This window comes from Gammaproteobacteria bacterium (assembly GCA_015709635.1).
Lineage (GTDB): Bacteria > Pseudomonadota > Gammaproteobacteria > Burkholderiales > Nitrosomonadaceae > Nitrosomonas.
Window position 1 is genome coordinate 3018895 of sequence record CP054180.1, and the last position, 17853, is coordinate 3036747.

A 17853-nucleotide genomic window follows, 5' to 3' on the forward strand; every position below is an offset into this window, starting at 1 on the left:
AATGTAAGTAAACAGAATAAAATTAGACTTTGAGAATTTCCAATGGTTATCAGTAGAAGAGCCTACCAGAATGTTCAGTTTTTTTAAATCCAAAAAGGATCCCGCGGAATCCGCCGGAGCACCAGTTTCACCCGACGCCAATGCACAAGCCGAAGCCGAAGCCGAAGCCGAAGCTGAAGTCGAAGCAAAACCGGAAGAGCCGATAAGCTTTGCCGCCAAACTCAAGCTAGGACTGGCGCGTACCCGGCAGAATCTGAGCAAACAGCTATCGGGTTTGTTTGGCGGCGGCAAGATCGATGAGGCGCTTTACGAAGAATTGGAAACGATTTTACTCACTTCCGATATCGGTGTCAGTGCAACGCAGCAATTACTTGAGAATCTGCGCAAACAGGTTAAGCGCGATGCCCTAACCGATTCGGCGCAATTGAAAGAAGCATTGAAAGAGCTGCTCATCGCCATGCTGGAACCGCTGGCGCAGCCTCTGGATACCACGACGCATAAACCGTTTGTCATTATGATCACCGGCGTCAATGGCGTGGGCAAAACCACATCGATCGGCAAACTGGCCAAATATTTTCAGAGCCAAGGCAAATCGGTATTGCTGGCTGCCGGCGACACTTTCCGCGCAGCAGCGCGCGAGCAGTTGATGGCTTGGGGGGAACGCAATAATGTCACCGTGATTGCGCCGGATAGCGATCCGGACAAAAAAAGCGATCCCGCTGCGATAATTTTTGATGCGGTCAATTCAGCCAAAGCGCGCAGCATCGATATCGTGCTGGCGGACACCGCCGGACGACTGACTACGCAACTGCATTTGATGGAAGAAATCAAGAAGGTGAAACGTGTGATCGCCAAAGCCATGCCCGATGCACCGCACGAGGTACTGCTGGTGCTCGATGCGAATACCGGACAGAATGCCATCGCACAAGTGAAAGCGTTTGATGAAGCGCTGGATGTCACCGGTCTGATCCTGACCAAATTGGATGGCACCGCCAAGGGCGGCGTGGTGGCTGCGATTGCCGGACAGTATCTGGAAAATCCGCCGGCGTTGCGCTTTGTCGGCGTGGGCGAAGGAGTGGATGATTTAAGACCGTTTGACGCCCGTCAATTCGTCGATGCATTGTTTGATTGAACGAGACAACTCACACAGGGCATATGATCACTTTCAAAAATGTTTCCAAGCGCTATCCCGATGGTTATGTGGCACTCAATAATGTCGACCTTGCGGTGGCAGCCGGCGAAATGGTATTTTTGACCGGCCACTCGGGCGCGGGTAAGAGCACGTTATTAAAGCTCATCGCTGCGATCGAGCGCCCGACTTCCGGCGTCGTCACGATCAGCGGACAGAATATCGCCCAGCTCAAACCGGCCGCCATCCCGTATCTGCGCCGCAAGATCGGCTTCATCTTTCAGGATCACAAGCTGCTGTTTGACCGTAACGCGTTTGATAACGTCTTGCTGCCACTGCAAATCAGCAACTTCGATCACGATACGGTGGCCGCCCGTGTTCGCGCCGCATTGGATAAAGTAGGTTTGTTAAAAAAAGAAAAAGCCATGCCGATCGCACTGTCCGGCGGAGAAAGGCAGCGGTTATGCATTGCGCGCGCGGTGGTTCATCGCCCGGCTATTCTGATTGCCGATGAACCGACCGGTAATCTGGACATGGAGTACGCCCGCGATATCATGACCTTGTTCACCTCATTCAATCAGGTGGGTGTCACCGTGTTGATCGCCACGCACGATGCCTCATTGTTGGAAGACACGCAGCATCGCGTTCTGTCATTAAAACAAGGAAAATTGGCGGCATGATGCGCGCATGGTTGATGCAACATGGGTTGGTATTTTTTCTCACGCTCAAACGGCTGATTTCAGCACCGCTCACCAGCTTGCTCAGCATCATCGTAATGGGGATTGCACTCAGCCTGCCGGCGGGCATTTACGTGCTCATGCAAAATTTGCAAACCATTTCCGGACAAACGGCGGATTCCCCGCAAATGAGTTTGTTTCTTAAGCTGGATACGGCTCAAGATAGCATTGAGAAAATCCATCAGCGCTTAGAGGAAAATCCGCACATTCTAACCATCCAGTTCATTCCAAAAGACGCCGCGCTGCAGCAATTGCAACAAAGTGCCGGACTCACGGATATCGCCGCAAGTTTGGCGCACAACCCGCTGCCGGATGCTTTCGTTATTCATACTCAGGAAAATACCACCGAAGCTCTGGAGCAATTGCGCCTGACCCTGCAAAACTGGCCGGAAATCGAACATGTGCAATTCGATTCCGCTTGGATCGAGCGCTTGAACGCGTTACTCGATCTCGGCCGTTTTGCCGTACTGATGCTGGCAACGCTATTGAGCGTCGCAATTATCGCGATCATGTTCAACACCATTCGCCTGCAAATTCTCACCAAGCGGGATGAAATTGAGATATCCAAACTCATCGGTGCGACTGACAGCTTTATCCAGCGTCCTTTTCTTTATTTCGGCGCGATTCAGGGTCTGGCAGGAGGCGCTACTGCATGGCTTCTCATCGCACTGAGCATTGGCATGCTCAATGAAGAGCTCATCACGCTGATTCGGCTTTATGGCATCGATTGGCAGTTGCAGCATCTCGCTACGGCAGACAGTATCAGCTTACTGTTATTTTCAGGTTGGCTGGGATGGCTAGGTGCGCGTATCTCAGTTGCAAGCCATCTCTGGCAAATCGAACCAAAATAAGCGAAGCGCCCGCAACGAACTTTTCAATTATTTGGCACTCTCATTGCGGGAGTGCTAGAATACTACCGTTCCGACAGATAGAAATCAGGCAAAAATCTACGAGAAGGAGATTATTACAATGACGAATGCTTTAACACTACCTTCAATAGGTGGAAGTTTAGAAAGTTATATTCAGTCTGCTAATTCTTTCCCTATTCTTTCTCAAGAGGAAGAAAGCAGCTTGGCGCGGCGTCTATGGAATCATGGTGATATTGAGGCTGCACAAAAATTGATTCTGTCGCATTTACGATTTGTGATCGCTATAGCGCGCGGCTACAAAGGATATGGTCTTCCGCAAGCCGACTTAATCCAGGAAGGCAATATCGGCCTCATGAAAGCAGTCAAGCGTTTTGACCCGGAGCGCGGTGTACGTTTGGTATCATTTGCTGTGCACTGGATCAAGGCGGAGATTCATGAATTCATTATGCGCAATTGGCGTCTGGTTAAAATAGCCACCACCAAGCAGCAACGCAAACTGTTCTTCAACCTGCGCAGCATGAAGCAAGGATTGAATACAATGAATCCGCAAGAAGTGGATGCAATGGCCACGCAGTTAGGCGTCAAATCCGAAGAAGTGGTTGAAATGGAAAAGCGTTTCAACGGCTCGGATATTTCTCTTGAGCCCGTAGCGGATGAAGAAGACGATGCATTCAGTCCAGTCAGTTATTTAACCGATGGTGAAGAACCATCGCAGATTCTGGAAAATGAACAAATCGCGCATTTACGCGAAAAAGGGCTGCAGCAATCACTTGCATGTCTGGACGATCGCAGCCGCCATATCATTGAAGCTCGCTGGTTAAGAGAAAAAGATACTGCAACATTGCATGATCTGGCCGAGGAGCTGGGCGTTTCCGCAGAACGCGTCCGGCAAATCGAGACTAAAGCGCTACAAAAAATGCGCGGCACCCTTACAGCAACTGCGTAAAGTATGTGAATTTTTATTGTCTATAACACCCATGTGACTTTGGGTACGTCAGATGGATTTGTCATTTAAGCAACAGGAGAGGTACCGAAGCGGTCATAACGGCGCTGACTCGAAATCAGATGGTCAGGGCAACCTGGCACATGGGTTCGAATCCCATCCTCTCCGCCAAAGATGCTCCAAACGTTGCCTAGCGACACCAAGAAATCCCTTTAGAATAAATAATATTACAGCAATTTAGTTAACTATTGGCAACCCTGAGTAAAACGGGTAACATTATCGAAAAGCGGGTAAAAAAGCGAGTAAAAATTTACCCGTATTTTTGTTACCCGTTTTTTGTTTTGTTCTTCGGTATTCAGGGGATTGCATGAAACTTACTGATTCAATCATCAAGGCAGCAAAGCCCAAGGATAAGCGCTACAACCTACCAGACGGAAAGGGGCTGGCATTATGGGTACAGCCAGATGGTCAGAAAGCATGGCGGATGCGTTATTACTTTCACGATAAAGAAAATATGCTTTCCCTTGGCTTCTATCCCGCTGTGTCGCTAGCAGCCGCAAGACTGGAACACGCCCGCTTCAAGCAATTACTGGCGCAAGGTATCGACCCTTCAGAAAACCGCAAAGAACAGAAACGACAGGCAGCCATTGCAGCGGAGAACAGCTTTGAATCAGTAGCGCGTCAATGGTGGAATCACTGGAAGCACGACAAGACTGAACGACACGCAGGCTACACGATCCGGCGCATGGAAGCGGATATATTCCCGGTTATTGGTGCAAAACCGATTAATGACATCACAGCCGCGCAGTTAATAGCGATGATCCACAAGGTTGAGTCACGCGGTGCCTTGGATATTGCCAAACGAGTACTTACCATGTGCGGGCAAGTCATGCGCTATGCCGTGGCGCTTGGACTGGCAGAACGTAACCCCGCCGCAGATATAAAGCCTTCTGATGTATTGAAACCCGCCAAGAAAACCAACCACGCCCGATTGAGCGAGAAAGAATTACCCGTATTGCTCCGCAAAATTGACGAATACGAAACCCCACTTACCCGTTTTGCACTGCAATTGATGGCCTTAACATTCGTTAGAACTGGTGAATTGATTGGTGCCCGATGGGATGAAATCGACCTGACCAAAAGAGAATGGCGCATACCGGCGGAACGCATGAAGATGAAAACCCCGCATATTGTCCCCTTATCCGATCAGGCTATGGCGGTATTGGAAGAAATCAGGAAGCTGGCCGCTGATAATGCTTTGCTGTTCCCAAGCGAGCGCAGAGACGGCAAAACAATGAGCAATAACACCATCATTTACGCACTATACCGAATGGGGTATCACAGCCGCATGACCGGGCACGGCTTCAGGGGGATAGCATCAACGATCCTTCACGAACAAGGACTCAACCATGACCATATCGAATTGCAGCTTGCACATACACAACGCGATGCAGTGAGCGCGGCATACAACCATGCGCTATATCTTGAACCACGGGCAAAGATGATGCAGGAATGGGCGGATTATTTGGATAAGCTGAAAGCTGGTGCGGAAGTGTTACCTTTCAGGGCAGCATAAAGAGTTTTAACCGCCGCCTGACGGATTCAGGTAAAAGCGGGGTTATCAAGTGCCAGAACACATGACAGCCCCTAACCCAACGCAACACTTATAAGGAGTGTCACATTATGGCTAGTAACGATTTTACCACCACAGAGCTTAATCCTTGCATGAGTAAAGATTTGCCCAATGCCGAACAGATAGATTGTGCACTGAATGAGATTGGACACATGGCCGCGGCTTTGGAAAGTATTTGTTGGCAGGTTTCCCAGGGTGACAAAGAAGGAGACTTAATTGTTGCTGCAGCAAACTTGGCTGCAAAAATCGGATGGACCGCTGATCGCTGCTGCGGTTTTGATATTAAAAGTTCCGATAGTTGGCTTATGTCACCAGTGTGGAATCAAAAAGCGGACAAGGTAGAAGTCGATCACATATAACGTGCATTAACGATTTGCCGCTGCCTACCTCGACGGAGGGAACAGCCAGATACCTTTGCTGGCCTGACAGTGGCTTCTTTCAAAGGATGCTGAAACCACGCCTAGTTCGACGAAACGAAAACAGGGCAATCCTTACCCTGCTGGCGTGGTTCTTAATTAAGGCGTATGAAAAGGAGCATAGTATTGAGCGGAGATTATTATACTTTTGAAGGAGCGATAAATTTTCTGTCTTCAGAACTTACTGAAGAAATACACAAAACAAAGATCGCAGACTGGGCAAATGAAGGATTAATACGTTTGTGCGCAAGGATTGATATACCTCTTAGTAAATTCAGCATTGTTAAAGAGCGTATGACATTGGAAGAATTTAACAAAAGCGATTCTACTAAGAAGCCTGATAAATATGATCCACAAACCTGCTTTAAAGAAACACTAAAGTGTGAGGATGGATATGGTTTCTTGGGATATATCGAAATACCTCAAGAAAAAATCCGATCAAGTGATGAAAAGGTGGAATTTTCTACGGTTAAAATTATTGAAGTAATACGCTCAGATCACAGAAATCGCAACCCACTCACAATTGAAAATGGCTCATGGTTGGCTAAGGCAATTTTCGATGAAGCACTTGATAAATGGCTTCCAGACAATTTCACAATTAATCCTTATAATGCCTTTATTCCATTGCAAGATTTACAAAACCTTGTAAAGGAACGTAAAAACCCTGAACAATCGAAATCTAAGCAAATCACAAATCCAAACGCTAATACATGGAAAGCAAATGCCAGACAGATAGGCAAAAGAATATACAACGAAAAACCTAATCTTACCGTGGAGAAAATAGCTGAAAAAACATATATCGAAATGACTAAACGAAAAAATGAAGGTGAAGACGGTATGACCGGTCGTGGCGGTAGGATTCCAGGCGTTGATTCCATAAAACGTCACGCTTTAACGCACATCAAATCATAAGGCATTCGGGCATTGCCCCGTTTGCCCTGTTTTGCCCTAAGCTTAGAGCCTTATCCAGAAAGGATTTGGTGTCATTTTCAATCTTTTTAATTAGCCTATTGCGGGCATTTAATGCCAGTATCTAATAGCGTCTTCTATAAGGAGGATGCCTACCGTGACAAATAAACAGCAACAATTACCTATACCTGAAACATTACCCGCCACCGGCAAAAGCCGGTTCTCACAATTCAAGAAATTCCTTCCGATAAGCCGCGAGAAATTCAGACAGTTATCTTTAGAAGGTAGAGCGCCAAAGCCTGAAAGAATGGGCATACGTTGCACATTTTATAGTAATGCAGAACTTCACCGCTGGCTTGCTGACCCGATTAACTATCGTGTTGGGGAGTAATAGCCATGACCCCACAAATGAAAAACCCCGGATGGAAGGCCGGGGCAGGTGCTTTTAATTCAACAAAATCAAGCGCTAATTATACCAGTAACGAAGATAACCTTGGATTGCTTTTAAGCCAGTTGACCAAAGTAAAACCAAACGGACGCGGTCAATATTTTGCGTGTTGTCCTTCGCATAATGACAAATCCCCCAGCTTGGCAATTCGTCAAACCGATGACGGGAAAATATTACTCAAATGTTTTTCCGGGTGTAGCGCTTATGAAATTGTCAGTGCGGTAGGTTTATCGTTAACCGATCTATTCCCACCAAGGGAAGCGAATCACTCCGCACCTATTAAAAATCCATTCCCAGCATCTAGCGTGCTTCGTTGTATACAGTCTGAAGCACTGATTGTTGCCACAGCAGCTTGCAATATGGCCAATGGCGCGGCGCTACTCAAAGAAGATCGACAACGGCTTGTAACAGCAGCTTCACGCATTGGGGGTGCTTATGAATAGAGAATTTATAAACGATAGCACGGCAAAAGGTGCGGCGTTCTTAGATCGAAAAGTATTAGAAAAAAATGCAGAAATGCCCATTTTGCGGGGTAACGCAGGTAACACGGGTAACAAAATATAAGAAGTATTTAATATCAATGAGTTAGATGCTGATAATTTGTTACCCCAGGCCGAAAACGTAGAGGTAACACGGGGTAACAAACCCCCTTTTGAGCTTATTGAGTACAAAAAGGGTTTCAGAAATGGCGTTTATCACATAGACACTACGGACGAGGGCACACCAAAAAAAACATGGATTTGTGACCCGCTTATGGTATTGGCTGAAACTCGTGACAGTGGACAGCAGAACTGGGGGCGGCTTTTATCTTGGCGAGATAATGACGGGCACGATCACCAATGGGCTTGCTCTGCTGAGTTGTTACAGGCTACCGATCAGAGCGAGTTCAGAAAGATTCTGGCGGGCGGTGGGCTGGTTATTTCGACCAACCAGAAAGCAAGAAAATTGTTGTGTGATTATGTTTTGACACACAAGACAGATATGAAGGCGCGTTGTGTCGACAAAATAGGCTGGAACGGGTGCAGGTATGTTCTAAATAACCGAGTGATCGGAACTCAGGACAAAGAGCTTCTAGTTTACCAAGGAAATGAAACGGCTGATTTTTCCACTAATGGAACGCTTAAAGACTGGCAAAACAACATAGCGGCGCTGGCGGTAGGCAACAGCCGTATAACGTTCGCTATATCATGCGCTTTTGCTGGTGTATTAGGGCCTGTTAACACTATTTGATATAATATGGTGATGGAAATCACCGAAACTCAATATCAACAGATCGAACACTGCATGCCGCGCCAGCGTGGCAATGTCAGTCATTCCAATCTACAAATTCTCAATGCTATTCTGTATGTTACCGAGCATGGTTGCAAGTGGCGCGGACTACCCAAGCGTTTCGGTAATTGGCATACCATCTACACTCGAATGAATCGATGGGCGAAAAGCGGCGTGCTTCAAAAAGTTTTTGAGCAGCTGCAGCATCAACAAATCATTCGCATCAAGATTGAAGCCGTTTCGATGGATAGCACCAGCATCAAAGTGCACCCTGATGGTACTGGTGCATTAAAAAAAACGGCCCGCAATCCATCGGCAAATCCCGAGGTGGCTGGACCACTAAAATTCATCTGGTTGCCGCAGATACCAGAACAGCCATAACTTTTTCCTTATCTCCGGGGCATACACATGACGCACCGGAAGGACGACAACTCCTGTTAGCACTCGGCCCCGTCTCTTCTCCTACTCATCTGCTGATGGATCGCGCTTATGAGGGTGATCAAACCAGACAGCTTGCATTGGAGCTCGGTTATATCCCGGTTGTCCCACCCAAAACTAATCGGCTGGAGCTCTGGGAATATGACCGCGCCATGTACAAAAAACGCAATGAGATCGAAAGATTATTCCGCAGACTCAAGGGATTCCGTCGAATATTCTCCAGATTCGACAAACTGGATGTCATTTTTCTCTCATTCATCCATTTCGCTCTCATCGTCGAAGCACTTAGGTAGTGTTAACAGGCCCTAGTTGAACTTGCTGGCGAGTCTGGCGGAGGTTTCCAGTTTACTGGCGAGACTTCAAAAGGCAAAACCAGTGCGTTAATTGACCCGGCGGCGAGCGTTTGGGGACACCCCAAGTATTTTGCCAAAAAGTGGCGGGCGACTGTCAACGGGCTGGAATCTCTTTGTTTAGCGCGAAATCACAATATAACCATATTGGATGACTTGGGCGAAATTAACCCGGCAGAAGCTGGGCAGGCGGCCTACATGATAGCCAACGGTCAAGCCAGGCTACGAATGAACAAGGACACCTCAGCGCGGCGCGTGGCGACGTGGGCAACAATGCTTTTATCTTCTGGCGAAGTAGACCTATCCCGGCATATCGAGAGCGCAGGGAAGCAAGCCAAAGGCGGTCAGGTAGCACGACTACCAAGCATACCTGCTGATACTGGTTCAGGCCATTATGCAATCGAAGATTTGCACGGCTGCACTGATGGGCGGGAATTTTCAGGAAAAATAAAGGGACTGGCGCGACAGTATTACGGCGCTGCTGGTATAGCCTTTCTTGAGGCGGTTGCCGGTGATTATGAAATCATTTCTAGCGAGATCAAGGGCGGACTTAAAAAGATAATCGAAACTTTTAAACTACCGGCAAAACACGCACCAGAAGCCGGGCGGATTGCTGAGCGGTTTGCTCTGGTTGCATATGGCGGCGAATTGGCTACGCGTCACGGTATCACTGGCTGGGCAGTAGGTAGCGCAACAAAGGCAGCTAAAACGTGCTTTGATGCGTGGTTCGATCAATATGGTGGCGCAGTGGGACACGAGGAAACGGCGTTATTGAATCAAGTTAGTTCTTATATTCAAGCATACGGCGGGAGTCGATTCCCAAGCCATGACGCAACCAATGAGGATCTAGCCAAAGTACATATACGTTCAGGTTTTAGAAAAGAGGGTAAGTAGTCGCCCCTGCAAAATTCACACAGTCATGCCGACAAACGAACGTTTTGTGTAAAAGGTGTTGATCAGTTGCAGCAGCGCAAGTCGCAATAAAGAATTCTTGATGCCCAAATGGTGTATAGCTCTCATCAGCCAGCGCAGATTGTAGCCAGCCGCACATAACACAGCGTGCAGTGCATCCCCAACTGACCTGGTAACCAGCAGCGATTCATTCGGTGATCCGACTTCAGATGCCCGATTGCAGGTTCCACGGCCTGCCGGCGCTTGAGCCAGCGCCGCTGCGGTTTCGTCAGCGACTTGTACTTGCCGCGATGGATGATTTCCACTGCCGGATTGTCAGCATCCACTCCCCGGAACCCGAGATCGGCAATAACCTGCTTCGGTATTGATCCGGTATCTTCGAGTAGCCTGTGCGTTTGTTCGAGCTGTTGGTGGAGAATATGACCATCGTAGGGATTGCCAGGAAAGGTTCTGGCACCGACTATCAGGCCGCTTTTGTGCGTAACAGCAATGCCGGCTTTAACTCCGAACTCGTAAGGTTTGCGTGCTTTGCCCTTGCCGATGCATTCGGCTTCCGGTGCGTGCAATGCATAGAGTTTGTTGTTGTCCTTGGGTTGCTGCTTATGAATCCGTCCTGCCCGTTCCAATAGCGTGGTCAATTGCTGCAGCGATGCGGCACAGACCGTCGTCACGGTTGCCAGTTTGCGCTGGATCTCCCGCAGCACGATACCAAGGATCGTGCGTTGGCGTTTAACGGTTTTGTGCAGACGCCGCAATTGCCTGGCGTGGGCATAGCCGCCTGCCCTTCGGCGCAGCGCCTTGCCTTCTTTGGCGTAGGTTTGCTTCAAGGTGATGCCAGCCCGTCTGGCTGCTTGCACAATCTTGCCGCGAGCAATTTCCAGTAACCGGCTATCCACCGGATGCGCAATTGCCTTTTCCTGAATTGTCGTGTCAACAATCACTCGTTTGAATTCAGCCGGTTTGACCGCCTTGGTGTGCACCGCAGTGTCAATCGTTGCCTTCAGCAGCTTCTCAACACCAGCTTCACCAATGGCGGTGCGGAAACGGCCAATCTGGGTGGCATCACACGGCAACTTCGATGTGTAATATTCCTCGCCGCTGAAATACTGCCACACCACATTCTCCGACCAGCGAACCACCAGCTCTTCGTCACTGAGGTTGAACGCATGCTTCAGATACAGCAACGATGCCATCAACCGGATCGGCAAGCGGGGGCGACCCGCAGTGCTCACGCCCCCACTGGCAATCGCCAATGTTGTGCCAAAAAGATCGTTGATCTCCAACACTTCACCCTGACGGTTTTTACGCTCAAAAGCAGGGACAAGTGCTGCTTCAATATCAGCCCACGGCAGTCGATTCGACAGCACTGCCAGGGGATGACGCAGATCAATTATCTGATCGAGACGCGCTCGGAAAAAATCATCGGTCGGCATTTCAGTTCCTCTTGATTCTCTCAGTGTTTTGATGCGAATAGTATAAATTCTCAGGGATCAATGCCGTCTAAAATTTGATGATTCCTGCAGTTCATGCAGGCTCTAAGTGTTTTGCAGGGATGACTAAGTACTTAATTGAGACCGGCGCATTTAGAAACGAGCTTTGCAAGGGATATGATTTAAAGTTCGCATACAGGGTTTTGATTGAAAGGGGCTGGCTTACACCGGGCAGTGACAAAGCAGCACAGACGCTGAGAATATCGGCATTAGGAAAGGCGACCAAAGTTTATGTTATTGATCTGACAGAACAAGAAGGGGTATCTAATGAGTAATCCTAATTGGCTGGATGAAGTTATCGCCATCGTAACTGAAGAACGTGTTACCTCTTGTTACCCCGTGTTACCCCAAGAAAAGCAGCGGGGTAACAAAATCACAGAACCAGAAACCCGCATGGATAAAGGATCTAACAATTCTGTTACCCCTGTTACCCCTGTTACCCCTGAAAATGATAGGTTTGAGAAAAAATCAGCGGATATTCTGGAAACTCAGCGGGAGCAGCGGCGCGAAAAAGTATTGGCTATTCTTGCTAAGACCCCAGACACACAAAGAGCCTTTGTTGTTGACACTGCAGCAGATCCCAAGCATGTGATAGTTACTATCGCAATCAGGGATCAGTACACCTTTGAAATGCAGATACCAAAGTACAAGTATGATCCTTTCATGCTATTGGAATTGATCGAAAGAGGTGCAATTCAATAAAACATAAGTGGTAGTGAAAACTCACGTTTCAAGTAATAGAGGACAGCGGAACCAATAACAAGATGCAGAATATTTCCCTATTTTTTTGTTAAGGAATGTTAATAAAATGAACGAGAAACAGCAGCAAGCAGTAATTCTTTTTGCGTCAGGGCAAACCTGCAAACAGGTTGCGGAACAGCTAAATGTAACGCCCAAGACAATCAGCACATGGCGATCAGATCACGAATTCATGGCGGTGCTGAATAGTCACTTGCAGGATATACAGCAGGCCAATTCCGAACGTTTGCGCAATCTTGGCACGGCGGCATTGGATACGATTGAAGAAATCATGACGGATAAGGCAATAGCACCCAAAGATAGACTGAATGCGGCTGTCAAAATATTGGAGCTTGGCAAAGTAACGACCGAACCCGTGCAATCAACAGACCCCGCTAAATTGCGCGTCAAGGCTATGTTTGATGATTTGGCTTTACTGCCTTAAGGCTGTCAAGAAAGTCTTTTGTTTTGTGGCGGTAGACACCCAGTACAAACTGTCGGTAATCCCCAAAAGTGCAACGTCGCACCATTGGATACAGCGGCAAGAAAAGGGCAAGATAACGAGCCAGAAGAGGCTATATAAATAATCTGATATGAATAATCAATTAACTATAAGTTTTTCTTATGGATATTGACTGCTTCTCTTCGTTGTCTGTGAGAATCGCCCACAAGCGATTATTTCAAGCAGCCTAGGCTTACCCCCCTAGGCTTTTTTTGTATGCTGCTCACCGTGGGCGAATGGTTACACTGTAACTGCAGATAACCCGGTAACGTTACCGGATTCGACAACAAAGAAACTTGCAGGCAAGCTAGAAAGGTGTAGTGTGTTTTTTTACCTTCAACTCGAATGATAGGTATGCATAAACTCTTTTGAAGCACCATACCATCGTTTGATATAAGTGTTTTCTAAAATACTTAAGTTATTTGAGATCTGTTGAACAAACCAGCTGATCATACCATCCCATTCGGTGATATTTCCTGACGGAAGAAGTTGCCACTGAAGTTGCTCAAGAGTCCAGTTTGACTTGATACTATTCGTTAGCATAGAACAGCAAACCCAATTTTCCTCAGAATCTACCCCTCCATATGCTACAGGCACGACATGATCAATTGTTGGGAAAAGCTCCCAGTAAGCCATATGACCCTCAGTCATTTTTCCATTTTTATGGTATGGAAATTCCGATGGAAGATATAGAGATAAAAGCCGAAGTGCTGGTGGATATATGAGTCGCGTGCCTCGGTAACGATCAATGAAGCCATCTCGGACAAAAATCTTTGTCATCATCCGTGGGGTATAAGCTCGACCACTTCTCTGATATGGGTTAAATGGATATTCGGTTGTAATTACTTGAGAAGCACTTGAAAAATCTTGCGCTGCGATTAGGCGACATGCTTTTTCTATAACTCTGCTGTGGTCAATCTTCATTAGTTGAACCCCAAAATACTTTTGTTTTCTTGAATCATATATACGGTTTCAACTGGTTTTAATCAGTAAGCTTGTGAATAGCAATTATTATCGCTGTTTTTTCTATATGGACTCTAAAAACTCAGGAAAAGAGGGGGTACTTTTCAGAAAACGGGTAAGTTTGCGGGTAAAATTTAAAACACAAAAACTTATACTGGCTTATTTACTGGTTTTCATGGAATCATTCGAATCCCATCCTCGACTTATATTCCCATCAATAGTACCATCAAAAAAATCAAACAAATTTTGTTCTTAATTCCTAACGCTTGGTCATTTCAAAACGCAAATTAGCTCATCCCAGTTCGTCGTATAGTTGGGGCTTTTATTTTCCTGCTTCATTTTCCAGGGCTGCTTGAATCCTTCGGATGCTAATTTTAAAGTGCCCCGTCCCATACGGGTGTCAATCAACACACAAAAGTTACCAGGTATCAACATCCAAAAGTTACCAGTTGAGAGATGAGCAGTTTAATTATCAAGGGCATTTTTACGATGCTTAAATCGATAGGAATCGTTACCGGTTTCGAGATATTCATCATTTCGCAGATTGTTTTGATCGGTAGCTTCTTTTCTTGATACAGTTCAACCGTCAATTGGCGTTTATTGGTATCTAGCGATTTAGGTCGACCGCCTTTGCGGCCCCTGGCACGTGCTGCCGCAAGCCCTGCGCGAGTACGATCTTCGATCAGATTACGCTCAAACTCTGCTAAAGCAGCAAAGATGTGAAAGATTAATTTTCCACTACTTGATCGAGTATCGATTGCTTCTTCAAGGCTCCAAAAGCTTACACCCCATTGCTCCAGACGATTAACCCATTCAATTAAATCTTTCAGAGAACGACCCAAACGATCTAATCGCCAAACTACCAATGTATCGAGACCTTTGCAAAATAGCGTAAATTTTTTTGAGCGTAATTCCCGATTTATTTGTAAGTTACCGGGGATTTTTTGTTCAATTTTCGCCACACGAACCAGGAATATCCCTCAACACCGGCTATTTCCAGTTGAGAGGATACAATATCCCTATGTTTGTGTAATTATTCGACGATCCGCAAAGAGTCTGGGGAGTCTTTTCAAGTTATAAGCCATTGCCAGTAGCGTATGCCAGGCATGCGCCAAAGCCAGGCCGCGGTAACGCAGAATTTTGGCATTGAACCAGCGTGCCTGGCTGCCGAAGGTGCGCTCTACGACATACCGGGCTTTCGCGATGAGATTGTTGCGTTGCAGCTGCCGTCGCGTCAATGGGCCATTCTTTGCAGCCTTATCCTGAATGCCGTTTTTAATACCACGCGACTTCAAAGCATCGCGATGTTTTTGGCTGCAATACGCCTTGTCAGCGTGAATACGAACACCTGACCGGATACCGGCTTTATCCAGCAGTCAATAGCGGCTTGCTGTCATGGCAGTTTGCAGCAGTAGTGGTTACCGCCATGACCAATCCGTTGTATCGACTACCGTATGCTGCTTGTAACCAAATACCGGTTTGCCGCTCTTTCTGACCCAACGGGCTTCGTTATCCACGCCAGGATGAATCACTTCAATAACCCGCATCGCTGACTGAGCATCTGCTTCATCATCCCGCTCTTCCCGGTCGCTGATCACTTTATAGGCAGGCCGGGTTTTGGGTTTACGCGGACTTTGCGTAATGCTCGCATCAACATGGCAGCCTTTCCTGACCGTGATATCGTGCATGTGTATTTGCCGATTTACTTGCTCTAATAATCCATCCCAAGCATCCGCTGCCGTCAGTCGGGTTCTGAAACGCGATAACACAGAGTGATCCGGCACATCATCCTCCAGCGACAACCCCAGAAATCGCATCACATGCAGATTCGAGTTTGCCATGTCTTCCACCGACTCATCGCTTAAACCGCCATGCCAGATCCCTACCAGCAGCATCTTGAACAGCAGCAAACCTGAATATGCAGGCCGGCCTGCCGCATCCGATATCGGTGCGTAATGAACCGCGATTGCTCGATCGATCGCGCTCCAGTCGATCAACCGATCAATCTGCTTTAAGAAATTCCCTTTCCCGGTGCGGCGCGTTACATCATAGTCTGAAAAACTCATGTCCAGCTCTTCAATCATATTGTTTTAAAATACAATTGTATCACTCGAGCCATTATCCTGGGATTATTGCCGTGCAAAGGTCTCGTATCATTTCTACGTAGTAATTCACTGAGCTGTGTTAGACCAAGGCGTTCAGTTTTAACTCCACTAACCTTATCTACAATTATTTTCTCACACCCTGCGGCTTTGAGAGCATCTTCCTGTAAGTCGGACTTTTGATCATCCGTCGATACTCGCGCATAACCGATCAGCATGGCAAATAAGTTAAAAAACTCACTAAATGGTACATTATTATTTACCTTGATTTCTTTACCTCAGCAAAGGAGGTCACCATGCCGCGAATGCGTATTCTCAATACTGTTGAACGGTACGATTTTGATTCTCCACCGACATTTAACCTCCTTCAACGCAAAAAGTACTTTTATTTCTCTGACACCCTTTTTCACATGGTATCAGGCCTGCGATCGCCGGCACATCAGGTTGGGTTTCTGATTAGCTGCGGTTATTTTCTAGCGACTAAAAAATTTTTTGCGGCTAACGAATTCCGAGCGGTTGATGTTGGATATGTTACCCAAAAACTGGGATTGCCAGATGTATTGGTTAATTTGCATGAATACAATGATCGTACTCGTCAGAAACATCAGCAGACCATACTCAAGTATTACGGTTATCAAGCTTTTAGCAGCCAGGGGTCGTCTCAGAAAACGGATCGCAAAGTACGCTAAGCGTGAGTCGAAGCCGGAACCCAGCGGTATAGCGTCGGAATGGACACGCCGAGGTTCTTAGCCACGTCCTTGGGCGGAACACCACTGGCCAGCAGCTTTTTGGCCGACTCGATCTTGCTGCCGGTCATCTTTGGCTTGCGTCCGCCTTTGCGACCGAGCTGGCGGGCGACTTCCAGCCCTGCGCGAGTGCGCTCAGCGGTCAACTCGCGCTCCATTTCTGCCAGACTAGCCATGACGTGGAAGAAGAACCTGCCTGACGGCGTGCCGGTGTCGATGGCGTCCGTGATGCTCTTGAACTGGACGCCCAACTTGTGCAGCTCGCTGACCAAATCGACCAGTTGCTTGACGCTACGGCCCAGGCGATCCAGCTTCCAGACCACCAGGGTATCGCCGTTGCGCAGCATCTCCAACGCTTTGGCCAAGCCGGGGCGTTCGGCGCGCGTGCCGCTCATCGTGTCCTCGAAGACCTTCTGGCACCCGGCCATAGTCAAGGTTTCGCGTTGCAATTCAAGGTTCTGATCTTGCGTCGAGACGCGCGCATAGCCGATCAACATGGTTTGCTGTTCGCTCGGTTGTTTCGGTCCTTGCCAGCGGGATCCCATCGCACGGCCGGCAGTTGCTTCAGCAACTCCGGCAGCGCCGTCTGCACGGTGTCCCACACCACATCGAGGTTGATGTCGAAATAGCCGTGGGCGATGCGGTTGCGCATGCCACGCATGCTGCGCCACGGTACTTCGGGATGCGCCTGGACGAACTCGGTGTAGCCGTCCATCACCTTCGTCGCGGCCTCGCCGATGATGATGAGGCTCATGATGACGGCCTGCTGGGTGCGTTTGTCCTCCAGGAAGTCATCTTTGGTCAGACCTTCCACGAAGCTGCACGCATCTGTCGCAGCCTGCCACATATGATCGAGGTAGTCTGGTAAGCGGTTCTCACTCATACCGGTCGCGCCTCCGCGAGCACCTTGGCCCGGAACTTCGGCGGCAGGTCGGCGGGGGTCAGCAAATCGACGTGGACGCCAAGCAGCGACTCCAACTCGTCTTGCAGACCGCCTAGGTCGAACAGCGTCGCGCCGGGCAGCGCATCGACCAGCAGATCAAGGTCGCTGCCATCTCGGTCGGTGCCGTGCAGTACCGAACCGAAGACGCGCGGGTTCGCTGTGCGAAATCGGTTTACCGCTTCGCGCACAGCGCTTCGCTTCATGTCGAGCACAACAGACGGTCGCATAGGCATCCTTTCTTATCGAAACTCGTTGAGATGATATGCAATCAAGAATAGAATTTCAAGAACTATTTTCGAGAATCGTAATGCATTGA

The 17853-nt window shown here is 48.0% G+C and carries 23 protein-coding genes, 1 tRNA gene and 3 pseudogenes; 17 read left to right on the forward strand and 10 right to left on the reverse strand.

What is annotated here, in order from left to right; genetic code table 11:
• Positions 1-70 precede the first annotated feature (70 nt).
• From ftsY to HRU78_14360, 13 genes and pseudogenes are all read left to right on the forward strand, one after another.
• Complete coding sequence (gene ftsY, locus HRU78_14300; protein QOJ24670.1) at positions 71-1132, forward strand: signal recognition particle-docking protein FtsY; 1062 nt, start codon at positions 71-73, stop codon at positions 1130-1132.
• Between the two features lie 23 nt (positions 1133-1155).
• Positions 1156-1809 (forward strand): cell division ATP-binding protein FtsE, encoded by a 654-nt coding sequence (gene ftsE / locus HRU78_14305; GenBank protein QOJ24671.1) that lies wholly within the window; start codon positions 1156-1158, stop codon positions 1807-1809.
• Complete coding sequence (locus HRU78_14310) at positions 1806-2717, forward strand: ABC transporter permease (GenBank protein QOJ24672.1); 912 nt, start codon at positions 1806-1808, stop codon at positions 2715-2717. The genes ftsE and HRU78_14310 overlap by 4 nt, the downstream gene beginning before the upstream one ends.
• Positions 2718-2835: 118 nt before the next feature.
• The gene (rpoH, locus tag HRU78_14315) at positions 2836-3681 is read left to right on the forward strand and encodes an RNA polymerase sigma factor RpoH (protein QOJ24673.1); all 846 of its coding nucleotides are present in this window, start codon (positions 2836-2838) and stop codon (positions 3679-3681) included.
• 75 nt (positions 3682-3756) lie between these two features.
• Positions 3757-3849 (forward strand) — tRNA-Ser (locus HRU78_14320).
• Between the two features lie 196 nt (positions 3850-4045).
• Entirely contained in the window at positions 4046-5254 is a 1209-nt protein-coding gene (locus HRU78_14325; GenBank protein QOJ24674.1) for a tyrosine-type recombinase/integrase, read from the forward strand.
• A gap of 107 nt (positions 5255-5361) precedes the next feature.
• Positions 5362-5670: a hypothetical protein gene (locus HRU78_14330; GenBank protein ID QOJ24675.1), complete on the forward strand. Its 309-nt coding sequence runs from the start codon at positions 5362-5364 to the stop codon at positions 5668-5670.
• Between the two features lie 183 nt (positions 5671-5853).
• Positions 5854-6639: a hypothetical protein gene (locus tag HRU78_14335; GenBank protein ID QOJ24676.1), complete on the forward strand. Its 786-nt coding sequence runs from the start codon at positions 5854-5856 to the stop codon at positions 6637-6639.
• Between the two features lie 145 nt (positions 6640-6784).
• A complete protein-coding gene (locus tag HRU78_14340) occupies positions 6785-7027 on the forward strand; it encodes a transcriptional regulator (protein ID QOJ24677.1) in 243 nt (80 codons plus the stop codon).
• A gap of 17 nt (positions 7028-7044) precedes the next feature.
• A complete protein-coding gene (locus tag HRU78_14345) occupies positions 7045-7527 on the forward strand; it encodes a DNA primase (GenBank protein QOJ25083.1) in 483 nt (160 codons plus the stop codon).
• Between the two features lie 157 nt (positions 7528-7684).
• Positions 7685-8314, forward strand: a complete 630-nt coding sequence (locus HRU78_14350) for a DUF927 domain-containing protein (GenBank protein ID QOJ24678.1) — start codon at positions 7685-7687, stop codon at positions 8312-8314.
• A gap of 12 nt (positions 8315-8326) precedes the next feature.
• A protein-coding gene (locus HRU78_14355) for an IS5 family transposase (GenBank protein QOJ25084.1) occupies positions 8327-9084 on the forward strand; the annotation gives its coding sequence in 2 pieces (ribosomal slippage) (positions 8327-8642 and positions 8642-9084; 759 coding nt in all).
• A gap of 12 nt (positions 9085-9096) precedes the next feature.
• Positions 9097-10035: pseudogene (locus tag HRU78_14360) on the forward strand (DUF927 domain-containing protein).
• A gap of 15 nt (positions 10036-10050) precedes the next feature.
• Here HRU78_14360 and HRU78_14365 read toward each other — a convergent pair.
• Positions 10051-11486 (reverse strand): annotated as a pseudogene (locus tag HRU78_14365) (IS5 family transposase).
• A 74-nt stretch (positions 11487-11560) separates the two neighbouring features.
• On the opposite strand from HRU78_14365, the gene HRU78_14370 reads away from it, so the two are divergent.
• The 3 genes from HRU78_14370 (at position 11561) to HRU78_14380 (ending at position 12726) form a co-directional block, all read left to right on the forward strand.
• Positions 11561-11818 carry a hypothetical protein gene (locus tag HRU78_14370; GenBank protein QOJ24679.1) on the forward strand — a complete coding sequence of 86 codons (258 nt, stop codon included), beginning with the start codon at positions 11561-11563 and terminating at the stop codon, positions 11816-11818.
• Positions 11811-12245, forward strand: coding sequence for a hypothetical protein (locus HRU78_14375; GenBank protein QOJ24680.1), 435 nt, complete (start codon positions 11811-11813; stop codon positions 12243-12245). Before HRU78_14370 ends, HRU78_14375 begins: the two co-directional genes overlap by 8 nt.
• 106 nt (positions 12246-12351) lie before the next feature.
• Positions 12352-12726 (forward strand): helix-turn-helix domain-containing protein, encoded by a 375-nt coding sequence (locus HRU78_14380; GenBank protein QOJ24681.1) that lies wholly within the window; start codon positions 12352-12354, stop codon positions 12724-12726.
• 393 nt (positions 12727-13119) lie between these two features.
• Here the strand turns inward: HRU78_14380 and HRU78_14385 are convergent, their stop codons facing one another.
• From HRU78_14385 to HRU78_14410, 6 genes and pseudogenes are all read right to left on the reverse strand, one after another.
• Positions 13120-13707, reverse strand: coding sequence for an HNH endonuclease (locus HRU78_14385; GenBank protein QOJ24682.1), 588 nt, complete (start codon positions 13705-13707; stop codon positions 13120-13122).
• A 309-nt stretch (positions 13708-14016) separates the two neighbouring features.
• A pseudogene (locus HRU78_14390) lies at positions 14017-14151 on the reverse strand (DUF4113 domain-containing protein).
• A 23-nt stretch (positions 14152-14174) separates the two neighbouring features.
• Positions 14175-14723, reverse strand: a complete 549-nt coding sequence (locus HRU78_14395) for a recombinase family protein (GenBank protein QOJ25085.1) — start codon at positions 14721-14723, stop codon at positions 14175-14177.
• A 42-nt stretch (positions 14724-14765) separates the two neighbouring features.
• Entirely contained in the window at positions 14766-15122 is a 357-nt protein-coding gene (locus HRU78_14400; GenBank protein ID QOJ25086.1) for a transposase, read from the reverse strand.
• A gap of 42 nt (positions 15123-15164) precedes the next feature.
• Positions 15165-15812 carry a transposase gene (locus tag HRU78_14405; GenBank protein QOJ24683.1) on the reverse strand — a complete coding sequence of 216 codons (648 nt, stop codon included), beginning with the start codon at positions 15810-15812 and terminating at the stop codon, positions 15165-15167.
• A gap of 14 nt (positions 15813-15826) precedes the next feature.
• Positions 15827-16066 carry a recombinase family protein gene (locus tag HRU78_14410; GenBank protein ID QOJ24684.1) on the reverse strand — a complete coding sequence of 80 codons (240 nt, stop codon included), beginning with the start codon at positions 16064-16066 and terminating at the stop codon, positions 15827-15829.
• A 78-nt stretch (positions 16067-16144) separates the two neighbouring features.
• On the opposite strand from HRU78_14410, the gene HRU78_14415 reads away from it, so the two are divergent.
• Positions 16145-16537 carry a DUF4158 domain-containing protein gene (locus tag HRU78_14415; GenBank protein ID QOJ24685.1) on the forward strand — a complete coding sequence of 131 codons (393 nt, stop codon included), beginning with the start codon at positions 16145-16147 and terminating at the stop codon, positions 16535-16537.
• Here the strand turns inward: HRU78_14415 and HRU78_14420 are convergent.
• The 3 genes from HRU78_14420 to HRU78_14430 are packed head-to-tail and all read right to left on the reverse strand — an operon-like array spanning position 16534 to position 17764.
• Complete coding sequence (locus tag HRU78_14420; GenBank protein QOJ24686.1) at positions 16534-17091, reverse strand: recombinase family protein; 558 nt, start codon at positions 17089-17091, stop codon at positions 16534-16536. The two genes, HRU78_14415 and HRU78_14420, sit on opposite strands and share 4 nt — an antisense overlap.
• On the reverse strand, positions 17085-17477 hold the full coding sequence (locus HRU78_14425; protein ID QOJ24687.1) for a DUF86 domain-containing protein: 393 nt from the start codon (positions 17475-17477) through the stop codon (positions 17085-17087). The genes HRU78_14420 and HRU78_14425 overlap by 7 nt, the downstream gene beginning before the upstream one ends.
• Positions 17474-17764: a nucleotidyltransferase family protein gene (locus tag HRU78_14430; GenBank protein ID QOJ24688.1), complete on the reverse strand. Its 291-nt coding sequence runs from the start codon at positions 17762-17764 to the stop codon at positions 17474-17476. The genes HRU78_14425 and HRU78_14430 overlap by 4 nt, the downstream gene beginning before the upstream one ends.
• Positions 17765-17853 lie beyond the last annotated feature (89 nt).